The following is a 19,652-nucleotide window of genomic DNA, read 5'->3' as shown; positions in this document are numbered from 1 at the left end:
GTCACGATGGACTTCCCCGAAGAGGCACTTGCCGATGACGATGACGGACCAAACGCAGCAAACGACCGGGAACGACAAGGAATGGCTGCGCAAGAAATATCTGGAAGAGCGCAACAAGCGGCTGCGCGCTGACGGCAACGACCAGTATCTCCAGATCAAGGGGCAGCTCGCCCACTATCTCGACGATCCCTACACGCCCGTCACGGCACGCGCGCCGAAGAGCGATCATGTCACCTTCGCCTTCATCGGCGGCGGCTTTGCCGGCCTCGTCACGGCGGCGCGGCTGGCGGAGGCCGGCATCAGGGATGTCCGCATCATCGAGAAGGGCGGGGATTTCGGCGGCACCTGGTACTGGAACCGCTATCCCGGCGCGCAGTGCGACACCGCCTCGATGGTGTACATGCCGCTGCTTGAAGAAACCGGCCACATGCCGTCGGAGAAATATGCGCATGCGCCGGAAATCCTCGCGCATTGCCAACGCATCGGCAGGAAGTACGGCCTCTACGACAACGCCTTGTTCCACACGGAGGTCGTGAGCCTCGACTGGGACGAGGCGAAATCGCGCTGGCTGATCCGCACCACGCGCGGCGATTCCTTCACGGCGCAGTTCGTCGGCATGGGCACCGGGCCGCTGCACGTGCCGAAGCTGCCCGGCATTCCCGGCATCGAGTCTTTCAAGGGACATTCGTTCCACACCAGCCGCTGGGACTACGACTACACCGGCGGAGATCCCGATGGTGCGCTGATGGAGAAGCTCGCCGACAAGCGCATCGGCATCATCGGCACCGGCGCCACGGCCGTGCAGTGCGTGCCGCACCTCGCACGCGCGGCCAAGGAACTCTACGTCTTCCAGCGCACACCCTCCTCGGTCGATGTCCGCGGCAACGGGCCGATCGATCCAGAATGGTTTGCCGAGATCGCGACGCCGGGCTGGCAGCAGCGCTGGCTGGAGAATTTCACGGCCAACCAGGCCGGCGGCACGGCGGATGTCGATCTCGTACAGGACGGCTGGACTGACCTGAACAAGCGCATCCGCGCAAAGATCATTCAATTGCCCCGCGAGCAAAGGACGCCGCCCAACATGCTCGCGGCGTTCGAAGACTCCGACTTCGAGAAGATGGAGGAAATCCGCGCGCGGGTCGACACCATCGTCAGGGATCGCGAAACCGCCGCCAGGCTCAAGGCCTGGTACCGCCAGCTCTGCAAGCGGCCGTGTTTCCACGATGCGTATCTTCAGGCGTTCAACACGCCGGGCACTCATCTGGTCGATACCGACGGCAAGGGCGTCGAGAAGATCACCGAAAGCGGCGTTGTCGTGGCGGGCAGGGAGTATCCGCTCGATTGCATCATCTACGCCTCCGGCTTCGAGGTCGGCACCGAGTACAAGCGCCGCGCCGGCTTCGACCTGACCGGCCGCGGCGGCGCAAAACTGTCGGACTATTGGGCGTCAGGCATGCGCACCAAGCACGGGATTCACGTCCACGGCTTTCCGAACGCCTTCTTCGTGCAGCCGGCCCAGGGCGCCAACCTGATCTCCAACGTGCCGCACAATCTGACCGAGGCCGCGCGCACGATCGCCATGATGGTGAGCCACGCGCGCATGATCGGCGCCAAACAAATCGAGGTCAGCAAGGAGGCCGAGGACCGCTGGATCGAGCTGCTGCTCACCGGTCCCGGCCGGATGATCGGCTCGCAGGACTGCACGCCCGGCTACTACAACAACGAGGGACAGGAGCCCGGTCCCGCGGCGAAGCTCAGTGTCGGCCACCCGGCCGGCGCGCTGGCCTATTTCAAATATATCGATGCGTGGCGGAGCAACGGCCAGTTCGAGGGGATCGAATTCCGCTGAGCGTCGAGACCGGAAACATTCAAGGGGAGTGACGAGTATGACCCAGACCGCCGTCGAAATGCCGAAGGAGTCGCCCAAGGACGCATCCGCTTCCGTCATTGCGCAGCACGAGGCGACGCTGAAGGCGCTGCCGTTTTCGGACACGCGTGATTTCGACGACGCCGCGCGCGGATTCCTCGGCACCATCGAGAACGCGAAGATCGCCTCGCCGCAGGGCAGGGTGGTATGGAGCCTCGAGCCCTACGCTTTCCTGAACGAGGAAAAGGCGCCGCCAACCGTCGATCCCAGCCTGTGGCGGCAGTCGCGCCTCAACATGAATCACGGCCTGTTCGAGGTGGTGCCCGGCGTCTACCAGGTGCGCGGGCTCGATATCGCCAACATGACCCTGATCGAGGGCGACAAGGGCGTGGTCGTGGTGGATACGCTGACGTCGATCGAGGGCGCGCGCGCCGCGATGGAGCTTTATTTCGGGCATCGCGGCAGGAAGCCCGTCACCGCGGTCATCTTCACGCATACCCATACCGACCATTGGGGCGGCGCGCGCGGCGTGCTCGACGACGCCACGCTCGCAAGCGGCAACGTGCCGATCATCGCGCCGAACCTGTTCATGGAGCACGCGGTCTCCGAGAACATCATCGCGGGACCGGCGATGCTGCGCCGGGCGCAATATCAATTCGGGCCGTTCCTCGCCAAGGGCGTACGCGGGCACGTCGATTGCGGGCTCGGCAAGTCGATGGCGGCGGGGGCGGTGGCGCTGTTGCGCCCCACCGATCTCATCATTTCAACCGGCGACAAGCGCGTGATCGATGGGCTCGAATTCGAATTCCAGATGGCGCCCAACAGCGAAGCGCCGGCGGAGATGCACTTTTTCGTGCCGCGCTACAAGCTGCTCAACCTTGCGGAGAACTGCACGCATAATTTCCACAATCTGCTGCCGTTCCGCGGCGCCGACGTGCGCGACGCACTCGCCTGGTCGAAATATCTCGGCGAGGCCCTGCAGATGTGGGGCGGCAAGGCAGACGCCATGTGCGGCCAGCATCACTGGCCGGTATGGGGCAGGGAGCGGATCGACACCATGATCCGTCAGCAGCGCGACCTCTACAAGTTCGCGCATGACCAGACCATCCGCCTGATGAACCACGGCCTGACCGCGACAGAGATCGCCGAAGCCATCCGCCTGCCGAAGAGCCTCGATGGCGCCTGGCACGGCCGCGGCTATTACGGCCACATCCGGCACAATGTGAAGGCGATCTACCAGAAATACCTCGGCTGGTACGACGCCAATCCCGTCCATCTCGATCCGCTGCCGCCGGTCGAAAGCGGCAAGAAGTATGTCGAATACATGGGCGGTGCGGACGCGCTGCTCACCCGCGCGCGGAAGGATTTTGCGAAAGGAGAGTTCCGCTTCGTCGCGCAAGCGGTGAGCCATGTCGTGTTTGCCGATCCGGACAACCAGGCGGCCCGCGCGCTTCTCGCCGACACCTTTGAGCAACTCGGCTACGCCGCCGAAAGCTCGACTTGGCGCAACGCCTATCTGTTCGGCGCCCAGGAATTGCGGCAGGGCATGCCGAAGGCGCCGCCGCGCGCCGCCATGCCGCGCGAGACGCTGGCCGCCCTGCGCACCGAGCAGTTGTGGGATGTGCTCGGCGTCCGCCTCAACGGACCGAAGGCGGAAGGCAAGCGTATCGTGCTGAACTGGAGTTTCACCGACACCGGCGAGGCCTTCATTCTCAATCTGGAAAATTCCGCGCTGACCTATGTCGCAGGCGCTCAGGCCGCCGACGCCGACGCCGGCTTCACCCTGGCGCGCGGTGTGCTCGACGAGATCGTCGCAAAACTGACCACGTTCCCGGATGCGGTCGGCGCCGGCAGGATCAAGGTGACGGGCAATCCGCTGCGGCTCGGCGAATTGATGATGCTGATGGACGAGTTCCCGCGGATGTTCGAGATCGTGGAGCCGAAGCGCACGCCGGTTGCCTAAGGCGCCGGCATCAGCTTCAGGCGCGTGGTGAGGAGGGCGGCGATCCCGAGCGATACGCCGATGCCGGCAACGGAAGCCGCCCAGCCGAGCCGGTCGAACAACTGGCCGAGCACGGCGCTGCCGGCAAGACCGCCGAGAAAGTAGCACGCGAGATATGTCCCGCTTGCGATGCCGCGATTGTCCTGCGCTGCCTGTCCGACAAAGCCGGTCGCGCAGGCCTGCGCAAAGAACGTGCCGATTCCGACCAACACCATGCCGGCCAGTACCTCCGCAAGATGCGAGGACAGCATCAGCGGCAGGCCGATGGCGGCCACGGCCAACGCCGCCCAGATCGACGGCCGCGTGCCGAAGCGCGCCACCGCTCTTCCGGCGAACAAGGTCGTCACGACCGACGGCGCGAAGACGAAATAGACGAAGCCGAGGTCCATCATGCCCAGCGCCAGCGGCGGGCGGACCAGCACGAAGTTGACGAAGCTGAAGGTGCCGATGAAGGCAAACAGGATGCAGAATCCGATGGCGAAGGCGGCGCGAAGCTGCGGGCTGCGCCAATGCGCGATCATTGCGGCGAATGGCGACTGCGCGGCCGGCATGGCATGCATCGGCTGAACGCGCCGGACGGTGAAATAGACGAGTACTGCGCCGGCAAGATTGAGCAGTGCAAAGAAGTAGAAATTCGACGCCAGCCCGAGCGTATCGGCGACACCAGCCGAAATCAGCCGGCCGACCAGATTGCTCGCGACATTTCCGGTGATGTAGGCCGCGAACGCGCCGCCGGCGTCCATCGCGCTGCATTGCTCACCGAGATAGGCCAGCGTCAGTGCAAAGGCGCAGGCCATGCAGAGACCCTGCGCGATACGGAGCATGGTGAAGACAGTCAGGTCCGGCGCGCTTGCCAGCAGCATCGTCGGTACGGCGAGCAGGACAAGGCTCACCAGGATGCCGAGCCTGCGGTCGATGTGCGGGCTGAAGAAGCCAACCACGAGACCGGCAATCGCCATGCCCATGGTGCTGGCTTTGACGGCAAAACCCATCGCGGCCGGCGTCACGCTATAGTGCCGCGTCAGCGCCGGCAGGATCGCTTGCGTCGCAAACAGGTCGACGACGGTGAGGAAGGCGGTTAGCCCGATAACGATTGAGCGCATCGCCACGCCTGGCGAGTGATCGTGCATCCCGCTCGCTCTCATGGTCGCGGCCAGTTCGGTCATCGGTCTCTCCCGAAAGAGGAGGGGGATGTGACGCCAGGCGTGCGGGGCAACACGGGGGTCCGGGCGTCACATCCCCATAACGAGCAGGGGCAGGGCTCGTTACATGTGCTTGTCGTGCGGATCCTTGCGGATGTCGCCGACATAGAGAATGACGGTCTCCTTGCCGAGGTTCTTCCACCAGTGCGAGGTACCGAACATCTCGGGGCGGATGTCCCCGGCCTTGTGCACGATCGGGTCGGCGCAGTTCGAGGCGTATTCGACGATCTCGCCCTGCTGCACATAGATCAGCGCCGGACGGTCGTCATGGCTGTGCCACGGCACGACGCCGCCGGGCTCGATGGTCAGCTTGCGGAAGCGCAACTCGCGATCCCTTATCGCGGCCGGCTGTTTCTCCAGGTTGATCGAGCCGAGCGTGACGTCGGTGACGCCGACCGGCTTGTAGTCGACCTTCTCGCGCACATTGGGCTTCATCTTGTCGGCGGGGCATTCTCCGGCGAGCGCCGGAGCCGCGGCAAAAATGCCTGCGAACGCCAGTGCGGCGAGAAGCGGATGCGAATCTTTCCTGAGCTTGAACATGTCATAATCTCCTTTGGCCATCTGGCCGTTTGGCCCCGGCCCAATGTTCCGGCCGGCGACGACACCAATTTCGTTGAACAAGCTTCAACAAGGAAATGCCGGTTGGCTCTGGGTTCGATAGCGCAGCGCTATTCGCGGGGCATTCGCTGCTTGATGCATGGGAGCTATCAAACCGATTTCGCATCGGTATTTCTCGTCAAGGCCGGGAGGGCCTCAGATGGCGGAGCGCCCGAATGGCGGGCGTCCAACCTTCTGAGGAGCCCCCAATGACCAAGCTGTCCAAGACCCTGATCGCTGCTGCTGCGTTCGCTACCATCGCGACGGCGGCCTTCTCCCAAGCCGCGTGGCAGATGAACTCGGGAATGGCCTACATGTATGCCGGGCCCGGCAAGATGAGCGCCATGGCGATGGCGGCTGGCGAGAAGAACCACGACGCCATGATGAGGCAGGCCACCAAGGTGCCGGCCAACACCATGTTCTTCATGCACAACAACGAGCTCTACTCGGTGTCGGGTACGCTCGATCCGACCGGCAATTTCTATCGTCCCTGATCGTCCGATGCCCTCGGGGCCGCCCCTTGGGGCGGCCTCGCTGCAAAAATTATCATCTACGGAAAAACATGCCGGAGCCGGACATGACGCAATTGTCGCCCGCCAATGCTGAGCGCCTTCGACAGGCCTTCCTGCAGTGCCGCGACATGGAAGGAACTCTGAGCGAGCAGCTGGAGGCCTATGCTGCGGCCGGTCGCGAGATTTATCCGGCCTATGGCGAGGCGGTGGATCGCCTGGTGGCGCGGGTCCATCAAAACGGCGGCGGCGAGAATGCGCCGCATCCCGGCGATCCCATGCCGTCGTTCATCCTTCCGGACGATGCCGGCCATATCGTCACGCTGAAATCGCTGCTGACAAAGGGTCCGGTCGCCGTGATGTTCTATCGCGGCCGTTGGTGTCCCTACTGCCGGCTGAACGTGCGCGCGGTGATCCAGGCGCTGGACCGCATCAAGGCGATGGACGCACAGGTCGTGGCGATCATGCCGGAGATGCAGGAATACGCCGAGAAATTCAAGGCCGAGTCCGGTGCGCCGTTTCCGGTGCTGACCGATCTGGACAACGGCTATGCGCTCTCGCTCAACCTCGCGATCTGGCTCGGCAGCGAGATCCAGCGGCTGTTGTCGCACCAGAACCTGGCGAATTTTCACGGCAATGACGGCTGGGTGCTGCCGATCCCGGCGACCTTCGTGGTCGGCCGCGACGGCCTGGTGAAAGCGCGCTTCGTCGATCCGGATTTCCGCAGGCGAATGGAGATCGACGATCTCCTGGCGGCGTTGCGCAGCGCGAGCGAGGAGCGCTAGAGCATGATCCGGAAAAGTGTGAAGCGGTTTTCCGAAAAGATCATGCTCAAACAACAACCTGAAGCGCGATGACGATTCATCCCGATCTCATCGCGCTTTAGGGATCCTTGTTCAGGAACTGCTGCCAGTCCGCCCCCCGCAGCATCCGCATGACGGCGGAGGCGACCGCCGTCCGCTCGCGACCGGCGACGCCGTAGAGGTGCACGGTACGCCGGGCGTCCAGTCCTTCGATCGCCGTACGCTTCAGCGTCCTCGGGATCGTCGCGGTATGCGGGATCACGGCAACGCCGATATCGGCCTCCAACAGCTCAATGAGGTCGCGCTCGGAAGAGATTTCGTGGCTGCCAGCGACGTCGAGCCCATGCTCGCGCAGCGAATGACTGATCCGTTCGGCATGTTCGCAATAGCGGCGCGATAGCAGCTGCTGATTCCTGAGATCATCGAATCCGATACCGTCCTGGCTAGCCAGCGGGTGTCGTTCGCTCAAGGCGAGCTCGAACCCTTCGGTGAACAGCGGCCAGACATCGAGGCGATCCCAGTCGCTGCTGAGTTCGGCGGCAATGCCGAGCTCGGCCTCGCCGTTCTTGAGATACTCGCCAACCTGCCGGCTGTCGCCGCGCAGGAAGCGGAATTCCAGCCGGTTGAACTGCCGCTTGATCTGGTCGAGATAGGGAATCAGCAGCGACAGATCGATCGAATGCGTCAGCGCAATACGAAGCATGCCGACTTCGCCATTCTTCAGCGAGGCGGCCAGCGATTGCGCGCCGCTTGCGGCGTCGTAGCATTGCTGCAGCAGCGGAAGCATGCGCTGGCCGAGCTCGGTCAGCTGTACCGGCCGCTCGCGGCGAAACAGGTCGCCGCCGAGTTCGGTCTCGAGCTGCTTGACTGCACGTGTCAACGAGGGCTGGGCCACGTTGCAGTCGTCGGCCGCCCGCGTGAAATTCAGCGTGCGCGCGACCGCCAGGAAATATCGCACCTGGTGCATTTCCATGATCGTGCTGCTCCGAATTTCCCCTCGCCGCCAGGCTAGCCGACAACGCACTGATATGACACGGCAATAGTGATAGCGCGAACCTATCAAATTGGAAGCCAGTCGGCATTTCCATAATGGCGGTCCGCCCGTCAGATTGGCCCAGGGATCACGGCAAGAGGGCCAGTCATGAACATCCAGGTTAAGACGCAAGATTCGGCTTCAAGGCCGCTTGTGGGCAAGGTCTCGCTCGTCACCGGCTCGACCAGCGGCATCGGGCTCGGCATCGCACGCGCGCTGGCGGAGGCCGGATCGGACGTCGTGCTCAACGGCCTCGGCGTCGCCGCCGAGATCGGAAAAGCGCGGGAGAAACTTGCCGCCGAGTTCAACGTCCGTGTCGGCTATTCGCCGGCCGACATGACCAGCGCCGGCTCCATTGCCGAGATGGTTGCCGCAACGCTCGCCGAACTCGGCCGGCTCGACGTGCTCGTCAACAATGCCGGCATTCAGCATGTTGCCCCGCTCGAGCAGTTTCCGGTCGAGAAGTGGGACGCGATCCTTGCGGTCAATCTTTCTTCTGCGTTTCACGCCACGCGGGCCGCGTTGCCGTCGATGCGCCAAAACAGGTTCGGGCGCGTCATCAATATCGCCTCCGCCCATGGCCTGGTCGCGTCGCCTTTCAAGGCGGCCTATGTCGCGGCCAAGCACGGCATCGTCGGGCTCACCAAGGTCACGGCGCTGGAGACGGCCGAAGAGGCCATCACCTGCAACGCGATCTGCCCGGGCTATGTCTATACGCCGCTGGTCGAAGCACAGATCGACGGACAGGCCAAGGCGCATGGCATTTCCCGCGATCAGGTCATCCGCGACGTGCTGCTGGCGCAACAGCCCAACAAGCGGTTTGCCACGGTCGAAGAACTCGGCGCGCTGACGGTGTTTCTTGCCAGCGACGCGGCATCGTCGATCACCGGCATTGCGCTGCCGGTCGACGGTGGCTGGACCGCACATTAGGCAAAGCGCGAACCTTGCCGGGATTTGCGGCACCAGGATTGGGAGCGAACCATGAATGCCGTTGACAGGAATGCTTCGAACGTCAGGCCGCCCGGCAAGTCCGATCCCGGCCAAATCGTGCTGGTGCTGCAAGGCGGTGGCGCGCTCGGCTCCTATCAGGCCGGCGTGTACCAGGCGCTGCATGAAGCCGGCATCGAGCCGGACTGGATCATCGGCACCTCGATCGGCGCGATCAATGCCAGCCTGATTGCCGGCAACTCGCCGCAGAACAGATTGTCTCGCCTGCGCGAGTTCTGGAAGAAGATGGAGCAGAATCCGATCTGGAGTTTTCGCGACATCTTTCCCGGCTTCAATGAGAAGCTCTCCTACTGGGCGACCGTCACCAACGGCATTCCCGGCTTCTTCCGGCCCAATCCGCTGGCGCATGCCGGGGATTCCTATCCGCTCGGCGCCGACAATGCCGGCTACTACTCGACCGCTCCGCTGGAGCGGACGCTGACCGATCTCGTCGATTTCAACCTGCTGAACGCCTGCAAGCCGCGTCTGACCGTGGGCGCTGCGCATGTCCGCAGCAGCCAGATGCGATATTTCGACAGCCGCGACGGCGAACTCACCATCCGCCACATCATGGCCTCGGGCGCGTTGCCGCCAGCTTTCCCCGCCATCCGTATCGACGGCGAGCTCTATTGGGACGGCGGCATCCTCTCCAACACGCCGACGGAGGCCGTATTCGACGACAACCCGCGCAGGAATTCGCTGATCTTCGCCGTGCATCTGTGGAATCCCTCCGGCGACGAGCCGGCCACGATGAGGGACGTGCTGAACCGCCACAAGGACGTGCAATATTCCAGCCGCATCGCCAGCCACATCGCGCGACAGCAGCAGGCGCACCGGCTGCGCCATGTCATCAACCAGCTCGTCGCACGACTGCCCGAGGAGGAGCGCAGGCTCGATGCGGTGCGCGAGCTCGCAAGCTATGGCTGCCCGACGCGGATGCATGTGGTGCGTCTGCTCGCACCGCAGCTCGAATGCGAGACCCACACCAAGGACATCGACTTCTCGCCAGCAGGCATCATGCAGCGCTGGGATGCCGGTTACGCCCACACCAGGGCGGTGCTGGAGCGCAAGCCATGGGTCGGCGAGTTCGATCCGCTGTCGGGCGTCATTCTGCACGAACACCCGGGAGAAGCGCTGCAAGCAGCGGCGGAGTGAAGGTGCCTATGCCGCAGCCCGGGGCGACATGATCTTGCGGTAGAGCGTGCCGTAGCAGGCCGCCGAAAGGTCCCAGCTGTAGGTTTGCGCCATCGCGCTGCGGCGCATCGCGTCGAGCCGGTCCTTGGCATTGTAGGCGGAGAACGCGCGGCGCACGCCGCCGAGGAAGGAATCCGTCGACGGCCGATCGAACAGGAAGCCGGTCTCGCCATCCCTGATGGTCTCGGCAAGCCCTCCGGTCTGGTGGCCGATCGGCAGCGAGCCGAAGCGCTGTGCATACATCTGGCTCAATCCGCAGGGCTCGAAGCGAGAGGGCATCAGCGTGAAGTCGCTGCCTGCGAATATCCTGCGCGCCTGTCCGTCGTTGAATCCGATCGCGACGCCGATGGCATCGGGCCGGCGGCGGTGGGCATCCACCAGCGCGTCCTCGATCGCGGGCTCGCCGCTCCCGGTGACGATGATCTGCCCGCCGGCCGCGATGATTTCGTCCGCGGCCGACAGCACCAGATCGATGCCCTTCTGGTGCACGAGGCGGGCGACAAGCCCGAAGATCGGCCCGCGCGAGACCGCGAGCCCGAATTGTCGGCGCACATAGTCGGCATTGGCCTGCTTGCCGTCCCAGTCGCCGGCGCCAAAGGGTTGCGCGAGCTGTGCGCAGAAGCGCGGATCCCAGCTCTCATCGATGCCGTTCAGGATGCCCGTCAACTGATCGGCATTCGAGCGGAGGCGCAGCAGGCCCTCGAGACCGCAGCCGAGTTCGGTCGTGGTGATCTCCTTGGCGTAGGTTGCGCTGACGGTGGTCAGGTGCGAGGCGTAGATCAGTCCACCCTTGAGGAAGGAGAGCCGGTCGTAGAATTCAAGACCGTCGATATGGAAGGAGTCTTCCGGCGCGCCGATCCGCCGCAGCGACTCGCGCGGAAAATTTCCCTGATAGGCGAGATTGTGGATGGTGAGGATCGACGGGATTTTCGCGCCTTTCCAGGCCAGGTAAGCCGGCACCAGCGCGGCCTGCCAGTCGTTGGCATGGACGAGGTCCGCTGCCCAATTCCTGTCCAGACTGCCCATCGCGAGTTCCGCCGCTGCGGAGGCCAGCCGCGCGAAGCGGATGTCGTTGTCCGGCCAGTCGCGGCCGTTCTCGTCGCCGTAGGGGTTGCCCGGCCGGTCGTAGAGCTGCGGGCAAAGCAGCACGTAGACCGGCAATCCATCGCGGGTTGAAGTCAGTCCCACCGAGCAGGCCGGCATCTCGGCAAGCGCGGCGCATTGTCCAACGATTTCAATGTGGGTGAACTGTTCGACCACGTCCCGGTAACCGGGGAGCACGACCCTGACATCGCTCAGGGAACGGAGCGCACGGGGCAGGGCAGCGGAAACGGCAGCGAGCCCGCCAACCCGGACGAAATCGTCCATCTCCGTGGTGACAAAGAGGACCTTCAAAGCACCCTCGTTACCCAAACCGCTTTTGCTACTATGCAAGATCGGGTCCAATTTTGCTCGGCTGAAATGCAGGCGATGAAGGGAGGGGGCCGGGCGGAAGGCTTTCCTGCGGGGCCTGCTCAAACTAGGGTCGCGCCGCGCGCGCCCCGCGAAGGTGGCGCGCAGGGAGCGTGAGCGACAATGACAATAGCCGGGAAGGGTGAGGGGAATTTGACAGGTAGCTTTGCCGGTCTGCGCGTACTCGATTTTTCGACCACCATTGCCGGGCCGCACTGCACGCGCATGCTGGCCGACACCGGCGCCGAGGTCATCAAGATCGAGACCGCCGAGGGTGAGACCATGCGCACCCGTCCGCCGCTGCGCAACCATTGCAGCACGGCCTTCGGCCAGCTCAACATCGGCAAGAACAGCGTCGTGCTCGACCTGAAATCGCCCGATGGCGTCGAGGCCGTTCGCCGCCTGATCGCGAGCGCCGACGTGCTGGTGGAGAATTTTCGTCCCGGCGTGATGAAGCGGCTCAAGCTCGACTACGACTCGGTGCGTGCGCTCAATCCGAAGCTGATCTATTGCTCGATTTCGGGCTATGGCCAGACCGGGCCGTCGGCGGAATTGCCTGCCTATGCGCCGGTCATCCACGCCGCTTCCGGATACGAGATGGCGCATCTCGCTTATCAGCCCGGCCGTTCGCGGCCGGACTATTGCGGCATCTATCACGCCGACGTCCTGACCGGCGTCTACGCTTACGGCGCCATCGGAGCCGCCTTGTACCAGCGTCATGCGACCGGGAAGGGGCAGCATATCGACGTGTCGATGCTGGAATCCATGCTGAGCCTGACGCTGAACGAGATGCAGTGGGCGCAATTCGAGGTCAAGCCGACGCAGCGGCCGATGTTCGGGCCGATCGAAACCAGCGACGGCTATGTGATGGTTGCCATCGCCAGCGAAAAGACGTTTCAGAGCCTGATGCAGGTGATCGGTCATCAAGAGTGGGTGAGCGACCCGCGCTTTGCCAAATATGCCGACCGCCGCGAGAACTGGGCGAAACTCATGGAGGGCGTGGAGGCCTGGTCTCGTTCGGTGAGCACGGAGCAGTGTCTTGCCGCGCTCAACGCGGAAGGCGTGCCGTCGTCGGCCTATCGCACCGTCAAGCAGGCGCTGGCCGATCCCCAGATCGCCCATCGCGGTGCGCTGGCGGAAGTCGAGGACGGTGGCGGCACCTTCAAGGTGCTCAATCTCCCGTTCCGGATGTCCGGGGCAAAGGTATCCGCGGCCAGGAAGATGGCCACGCTCGGCGAGCACACGCGCGCCTATCTGAAGGAGGCCGGGCTTTCCGACGACGATATCGCGGCATTTGCGGAAAAGCCGGCGACCGTCGCACGGGGCTGAGGCGGCTGCGGCTTTTCATCCCGCAGGTGAAGTTGCGGGCTTGCAGCGGCGCGCGATTCCCGTCAATCTGACAAGACGTCGTTTACGATCCGGAATACCGGACGGACGCCTGATTGGAGGGAGGAAACCATGATCGCGGCAACCCGCTCGAGCGCCTTTGCGCCGATTTTCCTTGTGGCGGCATTTGCACTGTCGGGCAGCCCCGCCAGCGCGCAAAAGGCAGGCGGCACCATCACCGTCGGCCTCGAACTCGACATCCCCGGATTCGATCCGCTCAAGGTCGGGGTCTACGACACCGCCGCGCTGACCGCGTCGTCCGCGATCTTCGACACACTCACCACTCTCGACGCCAACGGAAAGGTGCAGCCCAGGCTGGCGCTGTCCTGGGAGCCTTCGGAGGACTTCAAGACCTGGACCTTCAAGCTGCGTCCGGGCGTGAAATTCCATGATGGCACGCCGTTCAATGCCGCGGCCTACAAGGCCAATTTCGACCGGCAGAAGGACCCGGCCAACAAGTGTCGCTGTGCTTTCTATATCGCGGGAACAAAGAGCGTCGATGCGCCCGACGAACTGACGCTTGTCTACAACCTCAACGACCCCGCGGTGAACTTCCCCGCGCTGGTGTCCTTTGCAAGCTCTAACAACGCGGTTCACTCCCCCACGGCCTGGAAAGCCAAGGGCGACGACTACAACCGTAATCCCGTCGGCACCGGCCCCTATGTCATGAAATCCTGGACCGCCGGCGATCGCATGACCCTGGAGAAGAACCCGGACTACTGGGACAAGAGCAAAGTCTATCTCGACCGCATCGTTCTGAAGCCACTGCCTGACGCGCAGTCGCGTTTCGCGAGCCTCCAGTCCGGAGAGGTCGACCTGATCTGGGAGGACGAATACAGCGCCGACAACATCCAGAGGGCGCAAAAGGACTCCAAGCTGACCGTGCATACCTACACCGGGTCCGGCGCAGGGGTCACCGCCTTCAACACCAAAGTCCCGCCGCTCGACGACGTCCGTGTGCGCCAGGCGCTGGTGATGGCGCTGGATCGCAAGAAGATGTCGCAGGCGCTTACCAATGGTCTCGCCAAGCCGGCCTCCAATCCCTATGGCGACGGCTCGTGGGTCAAGTGCAAGGATGACGGTGCGCTGCCCTATGATGTCGAGAAGGCCAAGGCGCTGATCAAGGATTACGGCAAGCCGGTTGAATTCAAGAAGCTCTTCACCGCAACGCCGCGCGGACGCGCCGCCGGCCAGGTTGAGCAGCAGCTCTGGAAGCAGATCGGCGCCAACATGGAGATGGAGCAGGTCGACCAGGCTACGTTCCCGGCACGCGGCTTCACCCGCCAGTTCCAGGTGATCGGCTGGCGGATCATCGATCTCGCCGATCCCGACGTCCAGATGTACGCCAATTTCCACACCGGCAGCCCGGCGAATCTGGCCCAGTACTCGAATCCGGAGCTGGACGGTCTGCTGCAGAAGGCCCGTACCACGGCCGACACCGACAAGCGCATCGATCTCTATTGCCAGATCACGCGGCTGATCAACAAGGAGGCGATCTGGTACTGGAGCTTCCAGAACACCTACTATGCGATCTCGACGGCGAAGATCAAAGGCCTGCCCAAGATGTATAGCGGGGTGATCGACGTATCGCGCACCTGGAAGGAATAGCCTCGCATGGCGTTCTTCCTCGCGCAGCGGCTCCTCTATCTGGTGCCGGTGCTGATCGCCGTCTCGCTGCTGACGTTCTCGATCTCGTCGCTGCTGCCCGGCGATCTTGCCATGACGATCCTTGCCGACCAGGCAACGCCGGAGAATCTCGCGGCGCTGCGGCGCGACATGGGGTTGGACCAGCCGCTCTGGCAGCGGTATTTCACCTGGCTCGGCCATATCATGCAGGGCGACTTCGGCCGCTCCTTCCGCACGGGCCAGACCGTGCTGCAGGCGCTCGCCGAGCGGCTGCCGGTATCGATCGAGCTGATGCTGCTGGCCCAACTCGGCGCGCTGTCGATCGGCGTGCCGCTGGCGATCGTCTGCGCCGCGCGCAGCGGCGGCCCGTTCGACCGCTTCATGACCGGTACCGCCTTCGCCATGCTGTCGGTACCGACCTTCCTGTCGGCGATCCTGCTGATCTATCTGTTTGCGGTTGAGCTGCGCTGGCTGCCGGCGACCGGTTACGTGCCGTTCGCCGAAGATCCGCTCGGCAACCTTCGTTTCATGGTGTTGCCCGCGATGACGCTCGCGCTGGCGGAATGGCCGGGCATCATGCGCATCCTGCGAAGCGACATGATCGCAACATTGCAGGAAGACTTTATCTCTCTTGCCAAGGCCAAGGGGCTGACGCCCGCACGCATCCTTTTCGTGCATGCGCTGAAGCCCTCGTCCCTGACGCTGGTGACGATCACCGGCATCAATATCGGGCGGCTGATCGGCGGCGCGCTGATTGTCGAGACGATTTTTGCGCTTCCCGGCATTGGCCGGCTGCTGGTCGGCGCGATCCTCACCCGCGACCTCATCATCCTGCAGGGCGTGGTGCTGCTGGTTGCCGCGGGTTTCGTCATCGTGAACTTCATCGTCGACCTCCTCTACGCAGTCCTCGATCCCAGGATCCGCCATGGCCACGCTTGAACTCGATCTTGCCGAGGAGGCTGTCTCCCAGCCGGCGCGCAAGGGCAGGCGGCTCGGCATGCTGTTCTGGGCCGCGATCGTCTGGATGATCTTCGTCTTTGCCGTGGCGATTTTCGCGACCGTGCTGCCGATTGCGGACCCGGCCGCCATGGACATGCTGGAGCGGCGCGCCCCGTTCTCGGCAGCGCACTGGCTCGGCACCGACGGACTGGGCCGCGACGAACTCTCGCGCCTGATCTACGGCGCGCGCATATCGTTGCTCGTCGGTCTATGTGCGCCGATGATCGGCCTGACTGTCGGTGGCGCGCTCGGCCTGCTCTCGGGTTATTTCCGCGGCCGGGCCGGAACCTTTGTCGTCGGCGCCATGGACGTGCTCTTGGCCTTTCCGCCGCTCATTCTCGTGCTGGCCGTTATTGCCTTTGTCGGGCAATCGATCCTCAATCTCACGCTCATCCTCGGCGTGCTCGGCATTCCCGCCTTCATGCGGGTGGCCCGCGCTACCACGCTGACGCTGTCGCGGCGCGAATTCGTCATTGCCGCCGAGGCGCTCGGTGCTTCGCATGCGCGCATCCTGTTGCGCGAGCTGCTGCCGAACGTGATTCTGCCGCTGTTTGCCTTCTTCCTGCTCGGCGTTGCCGTCACCATCGTCGTGGAAGGCTCGCTGTCGTTCCTCGGCCTCGGCGTGCCGCCGCCGATCTCGAGCTGGGGCAGCATGATCGGCGAGGGACGCGAGAGCCTCGACATCGCGCCGCGGCTCGCCTTCATGCCGGCGATTGCGATGTTCCTCACCGTGCTTTCCTTCAATCTCGTCGGCGACACCCTGCGTGCGCTGACCGACCCGCGGCAGGGCGCGCTGTGACAGACAGAGCGCTGCTTTCGGTCGAGGAAGTCTTGGTCGACCTGCCGACCCCGCGCGGCAATTTGCGCGCGGTGGATCGGGTTAATCTCACGGTAGGTGCGGGGCAGACGCTCGGCGTGGTCGGTGAATCCGGCTGCGGCAAGACCATGCTGTCGCGCGCGATCCTGCAGCTGTTGCCGAAAAAGGCCAAACTCCAGGGCCGCGTGATGTTCGACGGCCAGGATCTCGTCAGTCTCGATCGGGAATCCCTGCGCAAGCTGCGCGGCCGTTCGCTTGCCGTCGTGTTCCAGGACCCCATGACGTCGCTCAATCCGGTGCTGACCATCGGCACCCAGTTGATCGAGACCCTGCAGGAGCATCTCGAGCTTGATCTTGCCGCAGCAAGGAAGCGCAGCGTCGAGCTGCTTGCTGCGGTCGGGATTCCCGCGCCCGATCAACGCTTGACGCAATACCCGCATCAACTCTCCGGCGGCATGCGCCAGCGTGTGGCGATCGCGATCGCGCTCTCCTGCGAACCGAAGCTGTTGATCGCGGACGAGCCGACCACCGCGCTCGACGTCACCATCCAGGCGCAAATCCTCGACCTGCTGGCGCGCGAGCAGCGCCGCCGCCACATGGCGATGATCCTGATCACTCACGATCTCGGTGTCGTCGCCGGCCGCACCGACGAGGTCGCCGTGATGTATGCCGGCCGCGTCGTCGAGCGCGCGCCGACACCGGCGTTGTTCAAGAAAATGCGCATGCCCTACACCGAGGCGCTGCTGGCGGCGATCCCGAAACTCGACGCCGCGCCGCACACGGTGTTGCCGGCGATCTCCGGCCGGCCGCCGGATCCCACGCGCCCGATCAAGGGCTGCTCCTTCTCGCCGCGCTGCCGCTATGCGGTGGCGCGCTGCCACGGGGAGAAGCCGGAACTCACCGAAGCAGAGACGCCGGCGCACCAATATGCCTGCTTCCACCCGATCGAAATGCCAGTCGCCGTGCCCGCATGATGCTGCAATCTTCGCCCGCCGATCCCCTGCTCAAGGTCGAAAACCTCGTCGTCGAATACAACGTGGGCGGCAAGACCGTTCACGCCGTCTCCAGTGTCAGCCTCGATATTGCGCGCGGCGAGACGCTGGGCCTCGTCGGTGAGTCCGGCTGCGGCAAGTCCACGCTCGGCCGCGCCGTGCTGCAATTGCGCCACGCGCAATCCGGCAAGGTGCTGTTCGACGGCAACGACCTGACCGCGATGCGCGGCGATGCCCTGCGCAAGATGCGTCAGCGCGTGCAACTCATCTTTCAGGACCCGATCGCCTCGCTCAATCCGCGGCGGCGGATCGGCGACATCGTCGCCGAGCCGCTGGTCATTTCCGGCGTCAAGGATCCGGAAAAGCGCAAGCAGATGGTGAGCGACGTGCTGTCAGCCGTCGGCCTCGATCCGGGGCTGGTGATGGGCCGCCTGCCGCACGAATTCTCCGGCGGGCAATGCCAGCGCATCTGCATCGCGCGCGCGCTGGTGCTCAATCCCGATTTCATCATCTGCGACGAGCCGGTCTCCGCGCTCGACGTTTCCATCCGCGCGCAGATTCTCAATCTGCTCGAGGAAATGAAGGCGCGCTACGGGCTGACGCTGCTGTTCATCGCCCACGACCTCGCCGTCGTGAAGGCGGTGAGCGACCGTGTTGCGGTGATGTATCTCGGCCGATTGTGCGAAGTGGGCCCTTCCGAGCAGCTGTTCGCAAGACCGGCGCATCCCTATACCGCGCTCCTGATCGAAGCCATTCCGGTGCCCGATCCCGACATGCGTCCGGCCGAGGCCGTCGCCGTGGGCGAGCCGCCGTCGCCGATTGCGCCGCCCTCGGGGTGCCGCTTCCGTACCCGCTGTCCGCGGGCCGACGCGAAATGCTCCACCGAAGTGCCGGAACTGCGCGCCGTTGCGCCCGGGCAGTACGCCGCCTGCCATCATCCGCTGATCTGAATACCAGCCAAGCGCGAGCGCGTTTGTCCTGATGGGACAGACGTGGCAAGGTCGCGCCCAACAAGAAGCCAGCTTTCGGGAGAGACGCGATGAAGAGTTTTCAGGTTGCCGATTTCAACGCCCCGCTGAAAGAGGTCGATGCGCCGACGCCTCAGCCGACGGGCACGCAGGTGCTGATCAAGGTGAAAGCCGCCGGCGTCTGCCACAGCGACCTTCACATCTGGGAAGGCGGCTACGATCTCGGCCATGGCCGCAAACCGCTGTCGCTGAAGGATCGCGGCGTGTCGCTGCCACGGACCATGGGCCATGAAACCGTCGGCGAGATCGTCGCGTTCGGGCCCGATGTCACGGCCGCCGACAAGGGCGACCTCAAGGTCGGCGACATCGCGCTGGTCTATCCCTGGCTCGGCTGCGGCAAGTGCCCGACCTGCGTGGGTGGCGACGAGAACATGTGCGCGGTCAAGCCGAACTCGCTCGGCGTCTATTGCGACGGCGGCTACGCCGACCACATGACGGTGCCGAACCCGAAGTATCTGATCAATCTGAAAGGGCTCGATCCCGTCACCGCCGCGCCCTATGCCTGTTCCGGCGTTACCACCTACAGCGCGCTGAAGAAGGTCGACCTGGGCGCGCCGATCGTCGTGTTCGGCGCCGGAGGCCTCGGGTTGATGCTGCTGTCGCTGTTGAAGGCGATGGGCGGCAAGGGCGCCATCGTCGTCGATATCGATGCGCGCAAGCGGGAGGCCGCGGAAGCGGCCGGCGCGCTCGCCACCGTCGACGGCAAGGCGCCGGACGCGCTGGAGCAGTTGCAGAAGAAGGCGGGCGGGCCGATCCGCGCGGTGATCGATCTCGTCGGCAGCGCCCAGACCACGCAGCTCGGCTTCGACTGCCTCGCCAAGGGCGGCAAGCTCGTCATCGTCGGCCTGTTCGGCGGCGGCGCCACGTTCCCACTGCCGCTGATCCCGATCAAGGCAGTCACGATCCAGGGCAGCTATGTCGGCAATCTCCGCGAGACGCAGGAACTGCTCGACCTCGTGCGCAGCAAAAAGATTCCGCCGATCCCGGTGACGAAGCTGCCGCTCGCGAAAGCCAACGACGCGCTGCTCGACCTGCAGAAGGGCAAGCTGGTCGGCCGCGCGGTGTTGACGCCGTAGTCACCGTCATTGCGAGCGGAGCGAAGCAATCCATCGAGCTGCATTGGAGGCGTGGATTGCTTCGTCGCTTCGCTCCTCGCAA

17 protein-coding genes are annotated in these 19,652 nt (G+C 64.3%); 13 read left to right on the top strand and 4 right to left on the bottom strand.

The window, feature by feature from the left end; all coding sequences use genetic code 11:
• Positions 1 to 34: 34 nt before the first annotated feature.
• Positions 35 to 1,849 carry an NAD(P)/FAD-dependent oxidoreductase gene (locus tag HZB49_RS01640; RefSeq protein WP_291608719.1) on the top strand — a complete coding sequence of 605 codons (1,815 nt, stop codon included), beginning with the start codon at positions 35 to 37 and terminating at the stop codon, positions 1,847 to 1,849.
• A 37-nt stretch (positions 1,850 to 1,886) separates the two neighbouring features.
• A complete protein-coding gene (locus HZB49_RS01635; protein WP_291608718.1) occupies positions 1,887 to 3,830 on the top strand; it encodes an alkyl sulfatase dimerization domain-containing protein in 1,944 nt (647 codons plus the stop codon).
• On the opposite strand, the gene HZB49_RS01630 is transcribed toward HZB49_RS01635, so the two are convergent.
• Positions 3,827 to 5,035 carry an MFS transporter gene (locus HZB49_RS01630; protein ID WP_291608717.1) on the bottom strand — a complete coding sequence of 403 codons (1,209 nt, stop codon included), beginning with the start codon at positions 5,033 to 5,035 and terminating at the stop codon, positions 3,827 to 3,829. The two genes, HZB49_RS01635 and HZB49_RS01630, sit on opposite strands and share 4 nt — an antisense overlap.
• 99 nt (positions 5,036 to 5,134) lie before the next feature.
• Positions 5,135 to 5,611 carry a cupin domain-containing protein gene (locus tag HZB49_RS01625; protein WP_291608716.1) on the bottom strand — a complete coding sequence of 159 codons (477 nt, stop codon included), beginning with the start codon at positions 5,609 to 5,611 and terminating at the stop codon, positions 5,135 to 5,137.
• Between the two features lie 266 nt (positions 5,612 to 5,877).
• Between HZB49_RS01625 and HZB49_RS01620 the strand changes: the two genes are divergently transcribed.
• Both HZB49_RS01620 and HZB49_RS01615 read left to right on the top strand, forming a co-directional pair.
• Positions 5,878 to 6,162, top strand: a complete 285-nt coding sequence (locus tag HZB49_RS01620; protein WP_291608715.1) for a hypothetical protein — start codon at positions 5,878 to 5,880, stop codon at positions 6,160 to 6,162.
• An 83-nt stretch (positions 6,163 to 6,245) separates the two neighbouring features.
• On the top strand, positions 6,246 to 6,962 hold the full coding sequence (locus tag HZB49_RS01615) for a peroxiredoxin-like family protein (protein WP_291608759.1): 717 nt from the start codon (positions 6,246 to 6,248) through the stop codon (positions 6,960 to 6,962).
• Between the two features lie 97 nt (positions 6,963 to 7,059).
• Here HZB49_RS01615 and HZB49_RS01610 read toward each other — a convergent pair whose 3' ends face one another.
• Positions 7,060 to 7,953: a LysR family transcriptional regulator gene (locus HZB49_RS01610; protein ID WP_291608714.1), complete on the bottom strand. Its 894-nt coding sequence runs from the start codon at positions 7,951 to 7,953 to the stop codon at positions 7,060 to 7,062.
• A gap of 168 nt (positions 7,954 to 8,121) precedes the next feature.
• Here HZB49_RS01610 and HZB49_RS01605 point away from each other — a divergent pair, with 168 nt between their 5' ends.
• Both HZB49_RS01605 and HZB49_RS01600 read left to right on the top strand, forming a co-directional pair.
• Entirely contained in the window at positions 8,122 to 8,943 is an 822-nt protein-coding gene (locus HZB49_RS01605) for a 3-hydroxybutyrate dehydrogenase (RefSeq protein ID WP_291608713.1), read from the top strand.
• A 51-nt stretch (positions 8,944 to 8,994) separates the two neighbouring features.
• Positions 8,995 to 10,155, top strand: a complete 1,161-nt coding sequence (locus HZB49_RS01600) for a patatin-like phospholipase family protein (RefSeq protein WP_291608712.1) — start codon at positions 8,995 to 8,997, stop codon at positions 10,153 to 10,155.
• Between the two features lie 6 nt (positions 10,156 to 10,161).
• Here HZB49_RS01600 and glgA read toward each other — a convergent pair whose 3' ends face one another.
• Positions 10,162 to 11,862 (bottom strand): glycogen synthase GlgA, encoded by a 1,701-nt coding sequence (gene glgA, locus HZB49_RS01595; RefSeq protein ID WP_291608711.1) that lies wholly within the window; start codon positions 11,860 to 11,862, stop codon positions 10,162 to 10,164.
• Here glgA and HZB49_RS01590 point away from each other — a divergent pair.
• The 7 genes from HZB49_RS01590 (at position 11,770) to HZB49_RS01560 (ending at position 19,570) form a co-directional block, all read left to right on the top strand.
• Positions 11,770 to 12,975, top strand: coding sequence for a CoA transferase (locus HZB49_RS01590; protein WP_291608710.1), 1,206 nt, complete (start codon positions 11,770 to 11,772; stop codon positions 12,973 to 12,975). The genes glgA and HZB49_RS01590 overlap by 93 nt on opposite strands.
• Before the next feature lie 129 nt (positions 12,976 to 13,104).
• Positions 13,105 to 14,640: an ABC transporter substrate-binding protein gene (locus HZB49_RS01585; RefSeq protein ID WP_291608709.1), complete on the top strand. Its 1,536-nt coding sequence runs from the start codon at positions 13,105 to 13,107 to the stop codon at positions 14,638 to 14,640.
• A 6-nt stretch (positions 14,641 to 14,646) separates the two neighbouring features.
• On the top strand, positions 14,647 to 15,597 hold the full coding sequence (locus HZB49_RS01580) for an ABC transporter permease (protein ID WP_291608708.1): 951 nt from the start codon (positions 14,647 to 14,649) through the stop codon (positions 15,595 to 15,597).
• Positions 15,584 to 16,456 (top strand): ABC transporter permease, encoded by an 873-nt coding sequence (locus tag HZB49_RS01575; protein ID WP_291608707.1) that lies wholly within the window; start codon positions 15,584 to 15,586, stop codon positions 16,454 to 16,456. Before HZB49_RS01580 ends, HZB49_RS01575 begins: the two co-directional genes overlap by 14 nt.
• Entirely contained in the window at positions 16,453 to 17,448 is a 996-nt protein-coding gene (locus HZB49_RS01570; protein ID WP_291608706.1) for an ABC transporter ATP-binding protein, read from the top strand. The genes HZB49_RS01575 and HZB49_RS01570 overlap by 4 nt, the downstream gene beginning before the upstream one ends.
• Positions 17,445 to 18,416 carry an oligopeptide/dipeptide ABC transporter ATP-binding protein gene (locus tag HZB49_RS01565; protein WP_291608705.1) on the top strand — a complete coding sequence of 324 codons (972 nt, stop codon included), beginning with the start codon at positions 17,445 to 17,447 and terminating at the stop codon, positions 18,414 to 18,416. Before HZB49_RS01570 ends, HZB49_RS01565 begins: the two co-directional genes overlap by 4 nt.
• Before the next feature lie 89 nt (positions 18,417 to 18,505).
• The gene (locus HZB49_RS01560; RefSeq protein ID WP_291608704.1) at positions 18,506 to 19,570 is read left to right on the top strand and encodes an alcohol dehydrogenase; all 1,065 of its coding nucleotides are present in this window, start codon (positions 18,506 to 18,508) and stop codon (positions 19,568 to 19,570) included.
• Positions 19,571 to 19,652: the final 82 nt, after the last annotated feature.

The organism is Bradyrhizobium sp., assembly GCF_016219575.1.
In the GTDB taxonomy this organism is placed as follows: Bacteria; Pseudomonadota; Alphaproteobacteria; order Rhizobiales; family Xanthobacteraceae; genus Bradyrhizobium.
The sequence above is the reverse complement of the archived record's forward strand: the minus strand, read 5'-3'. Positions and strand labels throughout refer to the sequence as shown.

What these genes read in the sequence shown, in the direction of transcription:
- HZB49_RS01640 (WP_291608719.1), top strand. Translation starts at nt 35, where the DNA reads ATGACGATGACGGACCAAACGCAGCAAACGACCGGGAACGACAAGGAA.
- HZB49_RS01635 (WP_291608718.1), top strand. Translation starts at nt 1,887, where the DNA reads ATGACCCAGACCGCCGTCGAAATGCCGAAGGAGTCGCCCAAGGACGCA.
- HZB49_RS01630 (WP_291608717.1), bottom strand. Translation starts at nt 5,035, where the DNA reads ATGACCGAACTGGCCGCGACCATGAGAGCGAGCGGGATGCACGATCAC.
- HZB49_RS01625 (WP_291608716.1), bottom strand. Translation starts at nt 5,611, where the DNA reads ATGTTCAAGCTCAGGAAAGATTCGCATCCGCTTCTCGCCGCACTGGCG.
- HZB49_RS01620 (WP_291608715.1), top strand. Translation starts at nt 5,878, where the DNA reads ATGACCAAGCTGTCCAAGACCCTGATCGCTGCTGCTGCGTTCGCTACC.
- HZB49_RS01615 (WP_291608759.1), top strand. Translation starts at nt 6,246, where the DNA reads ATGACGCAATTGTCGCCCGCCAATGCTGAGCGCCTTCGACAGGCCTTC.
- HZB49_RS01610 (WP_291608714.1), bottom strand. Translation starts at nt 7,953, where the DNA reads ATGGAAATGCACCAGGTGCGATATTTCCTGGCGGTCGCGCGCACGCTG.
- HZB49_RS01605 (WP_291608713.1), top strand. Translation starts at nt 8,122, where the DNA reads ATGAACATCCAGGTTAAGACGCAAGATTCGGCTTCAAGGCCGCTTGTG.
- HZB49_RS01600 (WP_291608712.1), top strand. Translation starts at nt 8,995, where the DNA reads ATGAATGCCGTTGACAGGAATGCTTCGAACGTCAGGCCGCCCGGCAAG.
- HZB49_RS01590 (WP_291608710.1), top strand. Translation starts at nt 11,770, where the DNA reads ATGACAATAGCCGGGAAGGGTGAGGGGAATTTGACAGGTAGCTTTGCC.
- HZB49_RS01585 (WP_291608709.1), top strand. Translation starts at nt 13,105, where the DNA reads ATGATCGCGGCAACCCGCTCGAGCGCCTTTGCGCCGATTTTCCTTGTG.
- HZB49_RS01580 (WP_291608708.1), top strand. Translation starts at nt 14,647, where the DNA reads ATGGCGTTCTTCCTCGCGCAGCGGCTCCTCTATCTGGTGCCGGTGCTG.
- HZB49_RS01575 (WP_291608707.1), top strand. Translation starts at nt 15,584, where the DNA reads ATGGCCACGCTTGAACTCGATCTTGCCGAGGAGGCTGTCTCCCAGCCG.
- HZB49_RS01565 (WP_291608705.1), top strand. Translation starts at nt 17,445, where the DNA reads ATGATGCTGCAATCTTCGCCCGCCGATCCCCTGCTCAAGGTCGAAAAC.
- HZB49_RS01560 (WP_291608704.1), top strand. Translation starts at nt 18,506, where the DNA reads ATGAAGAGTTTTCAGGTTGCCGATTTCAACGCCCCGCTGAAAGAGGTC.